This is a genomic window from Mycobacterium sp., from assembly GCF_040398885.1.
In the GTDB taxonomy this organism is placed as follows: domain Bacteria; phylum Actinomycetota; class Actinomycetes; order Mycobacteriales; family Mycobacteriaceae; genus Mycobacterium.
On record NZ_JBBATF010000012.1, the window covers coordinates 16,969 to 31,386 of the forward strand.

Annotated in this window: 15 protein-coding genes; 7 read left to right on the forward strand and 8 right to left on the reverse strand. The window is 69.9% G+C overall.

Translation table 11 applies throughout. The features are described from left to right. Nucleotides 1-22 precede the first annotated feature (22 nt). Genes lipE through ADBZ5U_RS02425 form a run of 4 tightly spaced genes read right to left on the reverse strand, consistent with a single transcriptional unit; the run spans nucleotide 23 to nucleotide 2,887 of the window. On the reverse strand, nucleotides 23-1,258 hold the full coding sequence (gene lipE, locus ADBZ5U_RS02410; RefSeq protein ID WP_526261981.1) for a lipase LipE: 1,236 nt from the start codon (nucleotides 1,256-1,258) through the stop codon (nucleotides 23-25). Next, the gene (locus ADBZ5U_RS02415) at nucleotides 1,255-1,734 is read right to left on the reverse strand and encodes a peroxynitrite isomerase (protein ID WP_526261983.1); all 480 of its coding nucleotides are present in this window, start codon (nucleotides 1,732-1,734) and stop codon (nucleotides 1,255-1,257) included. Before ADBZ5U_RS02415 ends, lipE begins: the two co-directional genes overlap by 4 nt. A gap of 5 nt (nucleotides 1,735-1,739) precedes the next feature. Further along, nucleotides 1,740-2,408, reverse strand: a complete 669-nt coding sequence (locus tag ADBZ5U_RS02420) for a methyltransferase domain-containing protein (RefSeq protein ID WP_526261985.1) — start codon at nucleotides 2,406-2,408, stop codon at nucleotides 1,740-1,742. Nucleotides 2,409-2,464: 56 nt separating this feature from the next. Continuing rightward, on the reverse strand, nucleotides 2,465-2,887 hold the full coding sequence (locus tag ADBZ5U_RS02425; RefSeq protein WP_526261987.1) for an STAS domain-containing protein: 423 nt from the start codon (nucleotides 2,885-2,887) through the stop codon (nucleotides 2,465-2,467). A 436-nt stretch (nucleotides 2,888-3,323) separates the two neighbouring features. On the opposite strand from ADBZ5U_RS02425, the gene ADBZ5U_RS02430 reads away from it, so the two are divergent. Further along, complete coding sequence (locus ADBZ5U_RS02430; RefSeq protein ID WP_526261989.1) at nucleotides 3,324-4,166, forward strand: rhomboid family intramembrane serine protease; 843 nt, start codon at nucleotides 3,324-3,326, stop codon at nucleotides 4,164-4,166. Nucleotide 4,167: 1 nt separating this feature from the next. On the opposite strand, the gene ADBZ5U_RS02435 is transcribed toward ADBZ5U_RS02430, so the two are convergent. Continuing rightward, on the reverse strand, nucleotides 4,168-4,623 hold the full coding sequence (locus ADBZ5U_RS02435) for a hypothetical protein (protein ID WP_526261991.1): 456 nt from the start codon (nucleotides 4,621-4,623) through the stop codon (nucleotides 4,168-4,170). Between the two features lie 92 nt (nucleotides 4,624-4,715). Here ADBZ5U_RS02435 and ADBZ5U_RS02440 point away from each other — a divergent pair, with 92 nt between their 5' ends. Continuing rightward, nucleotides 4,716-5,924 carry an FAD-dependent oxidoreductase gene (locus tag ADBZ5U_RS02440; RefSeq protein ID WP_526261993.1) on the forward strand — a complete coding sequence of 403 codons (1,209 nt, stop codon included), beginning with the start codon at nucleotides 4,716-4,718 and terminating at the stop codon, nucleotides 5,922-5,924. Nucleotides 5,925-5,943: 19 nt separating this feature from the next. Here ADBZ5U_RS02440 and ADBZ5U_RS02445 read toward each other — a convergent pair whose 3' ends face one another. After that, nucleotides 5,944-7,605: an AMP-binding protein gene (locus tag ADBZ5U_RS02445; RefSeq protein ID WP_526261995.1), complete on the reverse strand. Its 1,662-nt coding sequence runs from the start codon at nucleotides 7,603-7,605 to the stop codon at nucleotides 5,944-5,946. 39 nt (nucleotides 7,606-7,644) lie between these two features. Between ADBZ5U_RS02445 and ADBZ5U_RS02450 the strand changes: the two genes are divergently transcribed. Continuing rightward, the gene (locus ADBZ5U_RS02450) at nucleotides 7,645-8,568 is read left to right on the forward strand and encodes a TIGR03620 family F420-dependent LLM class oxidoreductase (protein ID WP_526261997.1); all 924 of its coding nucleotides are present in this window, start codon (nucleotides 7,645-7,647) and stop codon (nucleotides 8,566-8,568) included. Here ADBZ5U_RS02450 and ADBZ5U_RS02455 read toward each other — a convergent pair. Together ADBZ5U_RS02455 and ADBZ5U_RS02460 are read right to left on the reverse strand one after the other, a co-directional pair. Next, nucleotides 8,558-8,791, reverse strand: coding sequence for a hypothetical protein (locus ADBZ5U_RS02455; protein WP_526261999.1), 234 nt, complete (start codon nucleotides 8,789-8,791; stop codon nucleotides 8,558-8,560). The two genes, ADBZ5U_RS02450 and ADBZ5U_RS02455, sit on opposite strands and share 11 nt — an antisense overlap. A gap of 45 nt (nucleotides 8,792-8,836) precedes the next feature. Next, nucleotides 8,837-9,637, reverse strand: coding sequence for a HugZ family pyridoxamine 5'-phosphate oxidase (locus ADBZ5U_RS02460; protein ID WP_526262001.1), 801 nt, complete (start codon nucleotides 9,635-9,637; stop codon nucleotides 8,837-8,839). An 88-nt stretch (nucleotides 9,638-9,725) separates the two neighbouring features. Between ADBZ5U_RS02460 and ADBZ5U_RS02465 the strand changes: the two genes are divergently transcribed. The 4 genes from ADBZ5U_RS02465 to ADBZ5U_RS02480 are packed head-to-tail and all read left to right on the forward strand — an operon-like array spanning nucleotide 9,726 to nucleotide 14,336. Next, nucleotides 9,726-10,205, forward strand: a complete 480-nt coding sequence (locus ADBZ5U_RS02465; RefSeq protein WP_526262003.1) for a GreA/GreB family elongation factor — start codon at nucleotides 9,726-9,728, stop codon at nucleotides 10,203-10,205. Further along, nucleotides 10,205-11,191, forward strand: a complete 987-nt coding sequence (locus ADBZ5U_RS02470; RefSeq protein WP_526262005.1) for an NADPH:quinone oxidoreductase family protein — start codon at nucleotides 10,205-10,207, stop codon at nucleotides 11,189-11,191. Before ADBZ5U_RS02465 ends, ADBZ5U_RS02470 begins: the two co-directional genes overlap by 1 nt. Nucleotides 11,192-11,220: 29 nt before the next feature. Then, nucleotides 11,221-12,993, forward strand: a complete 1,773-nt coding sequence (treS, locus tag ADBZ5U_RS02475) for a maltose alpha-D-glucosyltransferase (RefSeq protein WP_526262007.1) — start codon at nucleotides 11,221-11,223, stop codon at nucleotides 12,991-12,993. Beyond that, nucleotides 12,990-14,336, forward strand: a complete 1,347-nt coding sequence (locus ADBZ5U_RS02480) for a maltokinase N-terminal cap-like domain-containing protein (RefSeq protein ID WP_526262009.1) — start codon at nucleotides 12,990-12,992, stop codon at nucleotides 14,334-14,336. The genes treS and ADBZ5U_RS02480 overlap by 4 nt, the downstream gene beginning before the upstream one ends. The last annotated feature ends 82 nt before the right edge of the window (nucleotides 14,337-14,418 follow it).

The following is a 14,418-nucleotide window of genomic DNA, read 5'->3' on the forward strand; positions in this document are numbered from 1 at the left end:
GGCCGGCTTCGCGGTCGGCAATTCAATCCTGTGGAATCTCCGCGTTGATGCGGTCCAGCAGGGCGGCGTAACGGCCCGCCTCGGGATGCCGGCCAGGCTTGCCGCTGCTGACCAGGCCCACCGCCAGGTTGCGGGACGGATCGGCCCACATCGCGATGTTGGTCAGGCCGGTGTGCCCGAAGGCGGCCTCGGCGCGGCGCCCGAACGGGCCGAAATGCCTGGAGCCCAGCATGTAACCGGTACCCCACCGGATCGGCATCAGTCCGGTCGCCACGTCGGGCCGAAGCCGCCGGCACTGCCGGGTCGCGGCCCGCAGCGTCTCCGGGCGCATGATGCGAACTCCGTCGAGTTCGCCTCCGCGGACCAGGATCTCGGCGAAGCGGGACAGTTCCTCCCCGGTCGACACCGTGCTCGATGAGGGCACCACGCTGGTGAGGAAGACCGGGGTATTGGAGAACGGGATGATTCTCTGCATCGATCCGCCGAGCGCGGTCTTCATCGCCGCCGCGATCGGGCCCGGCAGCGGCTTGCCGGTGACGTAGCTGGGCGCCACCTGCGATACGTCGGCCTCGGACACGCCGTAGTTGGTCCACCGGAAGCCCAGCGGCCCAAGGATTTCGGTGCCAAGAATCTCCCGGATATCGCGGCCGGTGGCGGCGGAGACGATCTCGCGGATCAGTGGGCCCCAGGTCACCCCGTGATAGATGTGCACCAGACCCGGCCGGTGGATCGGTTTGAGTCGGCCGAGTTGCTCGCGGGCGTAGTCGCTGTCGTTGATCCGCCGCAGATCCGGCCGTGGACCGTTGGCCAACGGCACACCGGCGCTGTGCGTCAGGACGTGGCGGACGGTGGTGTGCTCCTTGCCGTGGCCGGTGTAGTCGGGCAGGTGATCGCAGACCCGGTCCTCCAGCGAGAAGCAACCACGCTCGACGAGCATGTGCACGACGGTGGTGGTGATCGCCTTGGCCGCCGAGTAAACGCAGTACGGCGTGCCGGTGGTCACCGCCACCTGTTCGCCGTCCGGCGGGTCGTCGGGTCCGTTGCCGCGGGCGTGGCCGATGGCCCGGTTCAGCACCACCCGGCCGTCCCGCCGCAGACACAACTGGATGGCCGGTTGCAGGCCGGCGGCGTACCAGTGCCGCGCCGCAGCCCAGATGCGTTCGACGGCGGCGGGGGAGAGGCCGCCGGGTTCCTCGGCGCCGACATGGGTGACCGCATCGAGGTCGGCGGGAACCCGGATCCTTCCCTCGCCCGTCACGGCTGCCGGAACAGCGTAGCGCTCAGATGGTGCTGCAACGGTTGACCCACTGCGCACATCTGCACGGTGTAGTGCAGTTCGCCGCCTGCCACGGTAATCGAACGTTGCAGCGCCGCAACGTCTTTGGCCGACGCCGTGCGGCCGATTGAGGTGGACGCGAGCTCGATCACCATGGCTCCCACCGCAATCGAGAAGGCGCCCTCTTCGACTTCGGTGACACCGGTGGGATGAGCCAGGACCAGTTCCGCCCGGCCCGGCGCCGGTACGCGCAGATAGCCGGTCTCGGCGTGCATGGGCGCGCCATCGGGGGAGCGGGTGCGTTGGTTGTAGGTCAGGAACGGTTTGCCGGTGTGTCCGAACACAACCTCCTCGAGGTACTCGAAGGGGCTGATGGTCGGATAGTCGCCTCGGCCGCGGCCGGACCACGTGCCGAGCAGCGGAGCCAGCGGTTCCAGGGCAGGATGCAGTTCCACCACGCCCCCTACACCGGACCCGCGGGTTCGGCCCGGTTGCGGTCCGGGTCCTTGACTCCCACGGTGATGAGATCCCATGCCACCGGGGTCCACACCGGACGCCGGACCGGCCGCTGGTCGGTGATCCGGAAACCGGCGTCGGTGAACAGGGAGCGCAGCTGGGCGGGCCTCGGGCTGTGCATGACGGAGTTCCCCGATGCGAACCGCGCCAGCACCTTCGGCAGCGGCGGGGTGATGGTGGCCACGGCCACCAGACCGCCGGGCATCAGGACGCGGTTGAACTCCCGCATGGCCGCGGGTTGATCGAACCAGTGGAACGCCGAGGTCGTGACCACCGCGTCCAGCGAACCGTCCTCGAAGGGCAGCCGCTCGGCGGGACCCCTCAACCACCGTACGTGCGGCGAACGTGCCTTCGCCTGCTCGAGCATGCCGTCGGACATGTCGACCCCGTACACCTCGGCCGGGTTCAGCTCGGCGTGGATGCGAGCGGCCAGAATGCCGGTGCCGCAGGCGATGTCGGCTATCCGCTGCGCCCCCGCGGCGCGTAGTTTCGCGACCACCTCGTCCTGGGCCGGCCGGTACACCCAGCGTTGGAGGTACGGCAGGTCGTAGGCAGGCGCGGCGAAACTCCAGAACCGCGTGACGGCGTTGTTGAACTGGCGCCCCGGTGTGGTCATCGGCAGACACCCTTCCCCGGCTTCGTCTCAGGGGAGTATGGCAGCCGGGGGTCGGGCTAACCGACCCGGCCGGTGTGGTTGCGGGCCAGGGCGGCCACCGCGGAGACGATGTTGGATGCGGTGGGGACGATCCCGTCGGGGTCGCAGACCCGCAGCAGTCGCCCGACCTCTGGCCCGGGTACCAGAACCCAGTCCACGCCGGCGCGTGCGCACCGCGAGTGCACCCGGTGCAGCACCGAGTAACCGGCGGTGCCGAAGAACTCCAGCCGGGACAGGTCCAGCACCAGTTGCCGGTAGCCCTCGAGGTGCTCCTCGATCCGCTCGGACAGCCCGGCCGCGCTGGCGGCGTCGATTTCCCCGAACGCCGCCACCAGGACGGTCGTCGGGCTGAGTTCGCGGGCGCGCACCGGTTCAAGCTCGGCCGGGGGGCGCACCGGGCGCGTGACGGCGAAGGGGATCGCGTTATCGGCGACTGGCATGAGACCTCCCATCGGGTCGTGATCCACAGAATGTCGGCGGTGGCGCCGGCGCGGGACTTCGACAGCGGATTCGCGGACCCCACGCGCGCCCGGCGCTTCCGAATTGGGCTGTGAGTTCAACCTGCAGAAAACGTACTACGGATATCGTCGTCGTACAACTGGACGGTGTGAATCCATATCGAAACTGCTCAGAGGCTACTTAATTGATGTCCTGGGTGAACTCAGGAAGCGATTTTCAACCGGAATCGTGGATTTGGCGAGCGAATCCGCAGCAGCGAACAATCCAAGAGTTCCGACACGCCGGATCCAACTGCGGTAAGTGCGCTGCGGATAGGCCCCCAGCGACGTATCCCGACGAGATCCGCAGCGGAAATCGGGTCCCCGGCGACCGTGCCTGTGCCGGGATCGGGCCCGGGGCAGTATCGTCGCGGGCACCATGACGATGCCGTACCCCGCACAGAGCCCCGCGGGTCAGCCCGCGTGCTATCGCCACCCCGATCGCGCCACCTATGTGAGTTGCTCGCGCTGCGGCCGGCCGGGTTGCCCGGAATGTCTGCGCGGCGCCGCCGTCGGGCAGCAGTGCGTGGACTGTGTCCGGGCGGCGGCGAACGCCGTGCCGCAGGCGAGGACCGTCGCGGGGGCGACGGTCCGGACCGGCACGCCGGTCGTCACCTATGGGTTGATCGCCGCCAATGTCATCGTCTTCCTGCTGCAGATCGCCGCGCCGGCGCTGACTCCGCGGTTTGCTCTGCAACCGTTGGCGGTCGCGGGGGCCGACCAGTTCTTCCGCCTGTTCAGTTCGGCGTTCATGCACTACGGGATCGTGCACATCCTGTTCAACATGTACGCGCTCTACGTGCTCGGCCCACCCCTGGAACGGCACCTCGGGCGACTGCGATTCACCAGCCTGTATCTGCTGAGCGCTCTCGGCGGTTCGGTCGCGGTGTATCTGTTCTCCAATCCCGCGTCGGCCACCGTCGGCGCCTCCGGCGCCATCTTCGGCCTTTTCGGGGCGACGGCGGTGGCCTACAAGCGCTTCGACCTCGATATGCGGTGGCTGATCGGGCTGATCGTCGTCAACCTCGTGTTGACCTTCTCGATCCCCACCATCAGTTGGCAGGGCCATCTGGGTGGTCTGGTCACCGGCGCTCTGGTGGCGGTGGCCTACATCTACGCCCCGCGCCCGCGCCGCGGTCTGGTGCAGGCCGGGGCGACCGTCGGCCTGCTGGCGCTGTTCGCTGTTCTGGTCATAGCCCGCACCGCGATGCTGGCGGGTTGAGCTACAGCCGGGTCATCCGGAACGGGTAGGTCAGCGTTCCGCCCGGCGCGTTGTCGCAGCCGACGGCGAACGACGACCGCAGCGAGCCGGTCAGGGTCACCGCATCCCAGGTGTAGACGTCGTGTGTCGGGATCACCGGTCCGTAGTAGACGTTCCCGCAACGCAGACCGTCCGGGACGTCCACCTCCATGGTGTAAGTGCCGCCGGACTGGTGTGCCCGGGCGTACCACTGGAACGCCTTGGCGATCGGCATCGGGTTGGCCGAGACGTTCGCGCAGACGTCCACGCTGTCCGGCGGATTGCACGACGTGAACGTGAAGATCCAGGTGTGGAAGTCGTGGCGGCCGTCGATCCAGGCGTTGTAGTGACCGGCCGTCAGCCCGGCGTCCGCGGCGGGCGCCGTTCCGATCGCCGTTGCGGCCACTGCCCCTGCCACGCCGGCCAGCAGACGTCGCACCTGGACTCCTTTCCATCGCCGGTAGGAGAAATCTAGGCCCATCGCGCCGTTGTTTCCAAGGGTTAGGATCCGGCATCGGAGGTGCGGTGCCCATGCCGGAGAAGACCACGTGCGCGATCGTCGGCGGCGGGCCGGCCGGGATGGTGCTCGGCCTGCTGCTGGTCCGGGCCGGTGTCGAGGTGACCCTGCTGGAGAAGCACGCCGACTTCCTGCGCGACTTCCGCGGCGACACCGTCCATCCCAGCACCATGACGCTTCTCGACGAACTGGGGCTGTGGGACCGTTTCGCCGCGCTGCCGCAGAGCCGGGTCGACACGGCCGAATTCCCCTCCGACGGCCGGCTGCTGACCGTGGTGGACTTCCGGCGGCTGCGCGAACCGCATCCCTACATCGCGATGGTGCCGCAGTGGGACCTGCTCAACCTGCTGGCCGAGGCCGCCGAAGCCGAGCCGACGTTCACCCTGCGGATGCGTCACGAGGTGACCGGCTTGGTGCGCCGCGGGAACCGGGTGGCGGGTGTGCGCTACCGCGCGCCGGACGGGGAAGGCGAACTGTCGGCCGATCTGACGGTGGCCTGCGACGGCCGCTGGTCGGTCTGCCGCCGGCAGGCCGGCTTGGTCCCGCGGGAATGGCCGGTGCCCTTCGACGTGTGGTGGTTTCGGCTGCCGCGCGACATGGATGCGGTGTACTCGCTGCTGCCGCGGACCGCGCCGGGTCGGTTGCTGATCATGATCCCGCGCGAGGGCTACTTCCAGATCGCCTACCTGATCCCCAAGGGTGCCGACGCGCAATTGCGGGCCCGGGGTCTGCAGGCGTTCCGCGACGAGGTGTCCGGCCTGGTGCCGGAGGCCTCGGCGGAACATCTGCAGTCCTGGGATGACGTGAAGTTCCTCGACGTCCGGCTGAACCGGCTGAAGCGTTGGCACATCGACGGCCTGCTGTGCATCGGGGACGCCGCGCACGCCATGTCACCGGCCGGGGGAGTCGGCATCAACGTCGCGGTGCAGGACGCTGTCGGTGCGGCGGTGCTGCTGGCCGAACCGCTGCGCCGCGGCGTGCTCGCCGACCGGGACCTCGCCGCCGTCCGCCGCCGCCGGCTGCCCCCGGTCGCGGCCACCCAGGCGGTTCAGCGATTCCTGCATCGCAACCTGATGGCGCCGATCCTCGACGGCGGGAAGTCCGCGCCGCCGGCCCCGCTGATGGCGGCGCTGCGGCGGCTGCCCGGACTCGCGGTGATTCCCGCCCACGTCATCGGCGTGGGTGTCCGCCCGGAGCACGCGCCGCCGTTCGCCCGCCGCTGAGACGGCCGGCGCGGCGGGCTCAGGCCTGCCCGCCGGCGACGGCTTTGGCCCACCGGTAGTCGGCCTTGCCGGAGGGGGAGCGGACCACCTTGTCGACCCGGATGAACGCCTTGGGCACCTTGTAGTCGGCGATGTGGGGCCGGCAGGCCTCGGCCAGTTCCTCGTCGGTGGCCGACTTGCCCTCGGCGAGTTGAACGATCGCAACCACCTCGTTGCCCCACCGCTCGGAGGGCCGGCCGGCCACCGTGACGTCGTAGACCGCCGGATGGCCGGCCAGCGCGCGCTCGACCTCCTCGGCGAAGATCTTCTCCCCGCCGGAGTTGATGGTCACCGAATCGCGGCCGAGCAGTTCGATGCGGCCGTCGGACAGTAAGCGCGCCTTGTCACCGGGGATCGACCAGCGCACCCCGTCGATAGTGGGGAAGGTGCGGGCGGTCTTCTCGGCATCACCGAGATAGCCCAGGGGCACGTAGACCCGGCGGGCCAGCCACCCGTCGCCCTCGCCGGGTTGCAGCACCCGGGTGAAATCCGTTGACACGACGGTGGTGTCGTCCAGCGGGGTGAACGTGGCGGCCCGGGTCTCGGCGCCCCTGGTGGCGACGGTGGTCATCTGCGCGCCCGACTCGGAGGCCCCGACGGCGTCCATGATCATCAGGTTCGGCAGGGCGGCCAGCAACCGGTCGCGGACCGTCGGGGACAGCGGGGCGCCGCCGTTGGTGATGGCCAGCAGGCCGGACAGGTCGTAGTCGCCGTTCTCGATCGCCTCCACCAACGGCCGGGCCATGGCATCTCCGACGACCGGGATGCCCAGCACCCGTTCGCGCTCGGCCAGTCGCAGCACGGCGTCGGCGTCGAGGCGCGCGACGTCGTCCGGCAGGGCGATCCAGCCGCCGGTGCTGACGGTGTTGAACACCCCCCACTGGGCGGCGCCGTGCATCATCGGCGGGATCAGCAGCAGGGAGCGGAATCCGCCCTGGGCGCGGACCTGCGCGGCGAGGTCGTCGTAGGAGTTCAGCGGCTCACCGCCGGCCATGAAGGGCCGGCCGCCCATCGCGGACATGAAGATGTCGTGCTGACGCCACAGCACACCCTTGGGCATGCCGGTGGTGCCGCCGGTGTAGAGGATGTAGAGGTCGTCCCCGGTGGGCGTGGGCATGCCCGACGCCGGTGCCGGGGTGTCGACGATCGACTCGTAGTCCACCGCGTCGGGCAGCAGTTCGTTGCCGGAGTCGTCGGCGACCTGGACGAGCACCTGCAGTTCGGGCAACCGGCCGCGGATGGACTGGACGTGCGGGGCGAACTCCGCGGCGTAGACCAGCGCGCGGGCCTTGGCGTCGGCCAGCAGGTAGAGCAGTTCCTCCTCGACGTAGCGGAAGTTGACGTTGAACGGCGCGACCCGGGCGCGGTACCCGGCCACCATCGCCTCCAGGTACTCGTTGCCGTTGCGCAGGTACAGCCCCATGTGGTCCTGACCGGACTGGTGGTTGGCCAACTGGCCGCGCTCGGTGCGGCAGCCCAGTCCACGACTGGTCAGGTAGTGCGCGATTCCGTCGATGCGGGCGTCCATCCGGCCGTAGGTCAGCCGCTTGTCCCGCCAGACCAGGACCGGCTTTTCCGGGATGGTTTCGGCAACGGTGTGGAAAACGGTGGACAGGTCGAAGCACGCGGCGCCGCTCGTCATGTCGACAGTCTGCCAAAGCGGGTTTGGTCTAATCGACAGATGAACAAGGGCGCCCGTATCGACTTCCCGTCCCGCATCGGCGTCTGGTGGGCCAGCGACACCTGGCCGATGCCGGCCGCCCAGGAGGTGGCCCGGGACATCGAGACGATGGGATACGGCTCGCTGTTCCTGCCGGAGATCGGATTCAAGGACGCGCTCGTCGAGTCGGCGGCGTTCCTGGCGGCCACCGATCGGTTGGTCGTCGGCACCGGCATCGCCAACATCCACGCGCGCATCCCGGAGGCCGCCGAGGCGGCCGGGCGCACGCTGACCGCGCTGTACCCCGGCCGGTTCGTGCTGGGTCTGGGCGTCAGCCACGGACCGTTGGTGGCGCGGTTCGGGGTCGCCTACGACAAGCCGCTGGCGACCATGCGCGATTACCTGGGCCGGATGGCGGCGCTGCCGGAGATCATCGAGCCGGGGTCGGGGCGCCCGACCCGCGTGCTTGCGGCCTTGGGCCCCAAGATGATTGAGCTGTCCGGCACCGATGCCGACGGCGCGCACCCGTACCTCACCACACCGGAGCACACCGCCACCACCCGGAAGATCCTCGGCCCGGACAAGTGGATCATCCCGGAGCAGGGGGTGGTCGTCGGCGAAGACGGGGAACTCGACGAAGCAGAGCAGATGCGCCGCGCCCACCTGTACCTGCAGATCTACTCGGGACTGCCGAACTACCGCAACTCGTGGAAGCGCCTGGGTTACGACGAGTCCGACCTGGTGCCGGGCGGTTCGGAGAGACTGGCCCGCGGCATCGTCGGCCTGGGCTCGCTCGAGCAGGCCGCCGCGACCGTGACGGCGCACCTCGACGCCGGGGCCGACCACATGCTGGTTCAGGTCCTCGGCGACGGCAACCCGGCCTGGGACCCGCGCCCGTCGCTGCGGAGACTCGCCGCCGTGTTCGGGCTGGGCCCTACCGCTTGAACCAGGCCCGCAGCGTGGCCGGCTCGCGGGTGTAGGACTCGTAGATCTCGTCGTGGAAAAGCGCCGCGCCGCTCAACCGGTCGTCGCCTTCCCAGACCGCGCGGATTCGCACGTTGCCGCGGTGATAACTGTCGTGGCGACCGTCGCCGCTCACCCGCCGCTGCCAGTCCCGCTCGTCGGCCAACTCGGCCGCCGTCCGGCGCTCATCGGTACCAGTCGTCATAGCTGGCAGGGTACTAGCTCAGACCCCGTGCGAGGCCCGCGTGCCTCAGCCGCCCCGGGCCCGGCGCACCAGTTCGACGGTCGCGGCGCGCAATTCGCCGTCCGATGCCAGCGCCCTGCCGAAGCCGACCCGGGTGTAGGCCTCCCCGCGCGGGGTGCTGACCTTCAGGTCCAGCCCGTAACGGTCGACACCGGTGCAGATCGCGGACTCGGTGTCCGGGAAGCCGCCCAGCGCGCGACCCATCTCCGCCAGCGCCTCGGCGTGGTCGGCGTTCAGGTGCGCGACGGCCCCGGCGGCGATCGTGCGCAGCGGGTCCGGTGCGGCGGCGGAGTAGTCGGTCGCGCTCGCCGAGTCCATCCGGCCGTACCCGCCGACCCAGCGGACCCGGTGCACCCGGAGCACCCACACCGCGAAATCGCTGTAGTCGATGTAGTACTTCGCGGCCGGGACCGCGGCGACGTGGGCGGCGCGGGCGGCGTCGAGTTCGGCGCCGGCCGGCGATTCCACGACGCCGGCCAGGGTGATGCGGGAACTGGCCAGCGGGTCCGCCCCGGCGCCGGGAGCCACCACCGACAGGCTGGCCCGCGGGTCGGCGGCGAGGTTGCGGCCATGCTCGGCGAGGTGCGACACGCACAGCACCGGCGCCCCGTCGAGCAATCCGTAGGTGACGAACGACGCCCACGGGTCGCCGTCCCGGGTCAGGCTGGCCAGGGTGCCGGAATTGGTGGCCGCGGCGATGGTGCGGGCCTCCTCGGCCGCCGACGGCCTTGTCGCGTCGGCGATCTCGGTCAGCGGCCGCGGCATGGTGGGCGCGTCGCCCGGGTCGCCGTGATCGCGGGAAGCCATCCTCGGCACGATACCCGCGGGCTTCGCCGCAAGGCCACCGCCGGATTCGCCCGGCACACCCATTGACGACGCCGGTAACTTGTCGTGCATGAGTGAGGACACTCCTACGAAGGACTTCGCCGAACAGGAACGCGAGCGCCTGGAGGCCGAACTGGCCGACCTGCGCCGCCGCCGCGACCAGCTCCGGGCCGACCTCCAGGGGGATGCCGAGACGGTCGGGGACCGGGGCGACGCCGCCGAGGCCCTGCAGCGCGCCGACGATCTCGCCGGTGTCGAGGAGCAGATCAGCCGGGTTACCTGGCTGCTCGCCGGCGGCAACGCCGAAGTGCCGGGCCAGCTGCCCAACGGCACCCGGGTCAGGCTGCGGTTCCCCGACGACGACGCCGACATCGAGATGCGGGTGGTGAACTTCATCGAGGAGACCCCGGCCGGGAAGGAGGACACCACCCTGACCGCCGACAGCCCGCTGGGGCTGGCGCTGTTCGGGCGGAAGGCCGGCGAGACCGTCACCTACCGCACGCCCCGCGGGGAGTTGCAGGTCAAGCTGCTGGCCGTCGAGCACCCCTGATGCGCGCGGTCAGGGTCACCGCGCTCGGCGGCCCGGAGTCGGTCGAACTCGCCGAGATCGACGAGCCCGTCCCGGCGTCGGGGACGGACCCCTCGGTGGTGGTCGACGTGCACGCCGCCGGGGTGGCCTTCCCCGACGCGCTGCTGACCCGGGGGCTCTACCAGTACCGCCCGGAACTCCCGTTCACCCTCGGCGCCGAACTGGCCGGGGTGGTGCGCTCGGCTCCCGACGGTGCGCGGGTGCGGGCGGGCGACCGGGTGGTCGGCCTGACCATGATCGGCGGCGCCATGGCGGAGACCGCGGCACTGCCGGCCGACCGGGCGTTCCCGCTGCCGGACAACATCAGCTTCACCGCCGGCGCCGGGCTGCTGTTCAACGACCTGACGGTGTACTTCGCGCTCAAGGAGCGGGGCCGGTTGGCGGCCGGGGAAACCGTTCTGGTGCACGGGGCGGCCGGCGGCATCGGCACCTCCACCCTGAGGTTGGCGCCGGCACTGGGGGCCGGCCGGGTGATCGCGGTGGTCAGCACCGAGGAGAAGGCCGAGGTGGCCCGCGCGGCCGGCGCGACCGACGTCGTCCTCGCCGACGGATTCAAGGACGCGGTGGCCGCGCTGACCGGCGGCAGGGGCGTCGACATCGTGATGGACCCGGTCGGCGGGGACCGGTTCACCGACTCGCTGCGCTGCCTGGCGCCGGCCGGCCGGCTGCTGGTGGTCGGTTTCACCGGCGGGGAGATCCCCACCGTCAAGGTGAACCGGTTGCTGCTCAACAACATCGACGTCGTCGGCGTCGGGTGGGGGGCCTGGGCGCTGACCCATCCCGGTGCGCTGGCCGAGCAGTGGGAGGGACTGGCGGGGCTGCTGGCGTCCGGGAGGCTGGCCGCCCCGCAACCGGAGGTCTACCCGATGGAGCAGGCTGCCGCAGCCGTCGCGTCCCTGGAGAACCGCACCGCCAGCGGCAAGGTCGTGCTGAGGGTGCGCGACTAGACCTCTCGTGCGCGGGTAGAGGAATGCTGATGGACCTGACCAGCGGCCCAACCGGGAAATCCCGCGCCGGATCCCACGTCGAGGTGGGCCCCGGCGGCCGGACCGTCGAGCACCCCAGCGCCGAGGACTTCGGGCACGCCCGCACGTTGCCCGCCGATCGCACCTGGTTCAAGCGGGCGGTGTTCTACGAGGTGCTGGTCCGGGCCTTCATGGACTCCGACTCCGACGGTGTCGGGGACCTGCGCGGCCTGATCGACCGGCTGGACTACCTGCAGTGGCTGGGCGTGGACTGCCTGTGGCTGCCGCCGTTCTACGACTCGCCCCTGCGCGACGGCGGCTACGACATCCGCGACTTCTACAAGGTGCTGCCCGAGTTCGGCACCGTCGACGACTTCGTCGCACTCCTCGACGCCGCACACCGCCGCGGCATCCGGGTCATCACCGACCTGGTGATGAACCACACCTCCGACTCCCACCCCTGGTTCGTCGAGTCCCGCCGCGACCCGGACGGCCCGTACGGCGACTTCTACGTGTGGAGCGACACCAGCGACCGCTACCGCGAGGCCCGGGTCATCTTCGTCGACACCGAGGAATCGAACTGGACCTTCGACCCGGTGCGCAGGCAGTTCTACTGGCACCGGTTCTTCTCCCATCAGCCGGACCTGAACTACGACAACCCGGCCGTCCGGGAAGCCATGATCGACGTGCTCAGGTTCTGGCTGGACCTCGGTATCGACGGCTTCCGACTCGACGCCGTGCCCTACCTGTTCGAGCGGGAGGGCACCAACTGCGAGAACCTGCCCGAGACCCACGCCTTCCTGAAGACCTGCCGCAGGGTCGTCGACGACGAATACCCGGGCCGGTTGCTGCTGGCCGAGGCCAACCAGTGGCCCGCCGACGTGGTGGAGTACTTCGGCGACCCGGCCACCGGCGGCGACGAATGCCACATGGCGTTCCACTTCCCTTTGATGCCAAGGATTTTCATGGCGGTGCGCCGGGAGTCCCGGTTCCCGATCTCGGAGATCCTGGCGCACACCCCGGAGATCCCGGAGTTGGCGCAGTGGGGGATTTTCCTGCGTAACCACGACGAGTTGACGTTGGAGATGGTCACCGACGAAGAGCGTGACTACATGTACGCCGAGTACGCCAAGGACCCGCGGATGAAGGCCAACGTGGGAATCCGCCGCCGCCTGGCCCCACTGCTGGAGAACGACCGCAACCAGATCGAGTTGTTCACCGCGATGCTGTTGTCACTGCCCGGATCGCCGGTGATCTATTACGGCGACGAGATCGGCATGGGCGACATCATCTGGCTCGGCGACCGCGACGGGGTCCGGACACCGATGCAGTGGACACCGGACCGCAACGCCGGTTTCTCCACCGCCAACCCCGGCCGGCTCTACCTGCCGCCCAATCAGGATCCGGTCTACGGCTATCCGGCGGTGAACGTCGAAGCGCAGCGGGACTCCTCGGCGTCGCTGCTGAACTGGACCCGCACCATGCTCGCGGTGCGCCGCCGTCATGAAGCGTTCGCGGTGGGCGGCTTCCGGGAGTTGGGTGGCTCCAACCCGTCAGTGCTGACCTACGTCCGCGAAGCCGGCGACGAGGTGATGCTGTGCGTCAACAACCTCTCCCGCTTCCCGCAGCCCATCGAATTGCAACTGCAGCAATGGAGTTCGTGGACGCCGGTGGAGTTGACCGGCCACGTGCACTTCCCCCGGATCGGTCAACTGCCGTATCTGCTCACCCTGCCGGGGCACGGGTTCTACTGGTTCAGATTGCACGCCGAGGAGAGCCCATGAGCGGACAACCCAGGGCAGCTGTCGAGGCACTGCCGTGGAGCGAGTGGTTGGTCGACCAGCGGTGGTTCGCCGGACGCAGCCGCACGTTGACCGCCGTGCAGCCGCACCGCGCCGCCGAGTTGCGTGACGGGATGGACCTCGTGTTGATCGACGTCGGGTACAGCGACGGGTCCGCCGAGCGCTATCAGGTTGTGGTGCAGTGGGATTCGGCTCCGCTATCGGAGTACGGGTCGGTGGCCACGATCGGCACGGTGGATGAGCACACCGGCTACGACGCGCTCTACGGACCGGATTCGGCCCGATTCCTGCTGGGACTGGTGGAGTCGTCGGCCTCGATTGGTGAGGTGCGGTTCACCCACGAGCCCGGCGCGCGGTTGCCCGTCGACGCCGAGGCCCGGGTGGCCGAGGCCGAACAGAGCAACACCAGCGTGGTCTTCGAGGAGCGGGCGATCCTCAAAGTGTTCCGGCGAGTGTCCTGCGGGATCAACCCGGACATCGAGTTGAACCGGGTGCTGGCCAGGGTGGGCAACCCGCATGTGGCGTCCCTGCTGGGCTCCTTCGAACTGATCGAGTCCGATGGGTCGTGTCCGCTGGGCATGGTCACCGCCTATGCCGCCAACTCAGCGGTGGGCTGGGATATGGCCACGGCCAGCACCCGCGATCTCTACGCCGAGGGCGACCTGTACGCCTATGAGGTCGGCGGTGACTTCGCCGGTGAGTCGTATCGGCTCGGTGAGGCGGTGGCGTCGGTGCACGCCGACCTGGCCCGAGCGCTGGGAACCTCGACCGCGGTGCTGCCGGTGCACCACATGCGGGACCGGTTGGCGGCGGCGGCCGCCGGTGTCCCGGAGTTGGCGCCCTACCTGCCGGCGATCCACGAGCGCTACGCCAGCCTGGTCGACGAGCCGATCACCGTGCAGCGCGTCCACGGCGACCTGCACCTCGGGCAGGTGCTGCGCACCCCGGAGTCTTGGCTGCTGATCGACTTCGAAGGTGAGCCCGGCCAGCCGTTGGAGCAGCGGCGCCATCCGGATTCGCCGCTGCGCGACATCGCCGGGATGCTGCGCTCCTTCGCCTACGCGGCCTACCACCCGCTGGACGGATCTGTCGGCGAGCAGTCAGACCGCCAGCTCGCCGCGCGGGCGCGGGAGTGGACGGAGCGCAACAGCGGGGCGTTCTGCGACGGGTACGCCGCAGGATCCGGCATCGACCCGCGCAGCCACGCCGATGCGCTGGCGGTCTACGAACTGGACAAAGCGGTCTACGAGGCGGCGTACGAGGCGCGGCACCGGCCGGGCTGGTTGCACATTCCGCTGGAAGCCATCGCCCGGCTTGTCCGGTGATCCGGCTGATCCTCAGCGCCCGGGGATGACGCCCGACGTCTCCGCGGGTCGCCGACCCGGTGCCCAAACGGGCAGGGCTGAT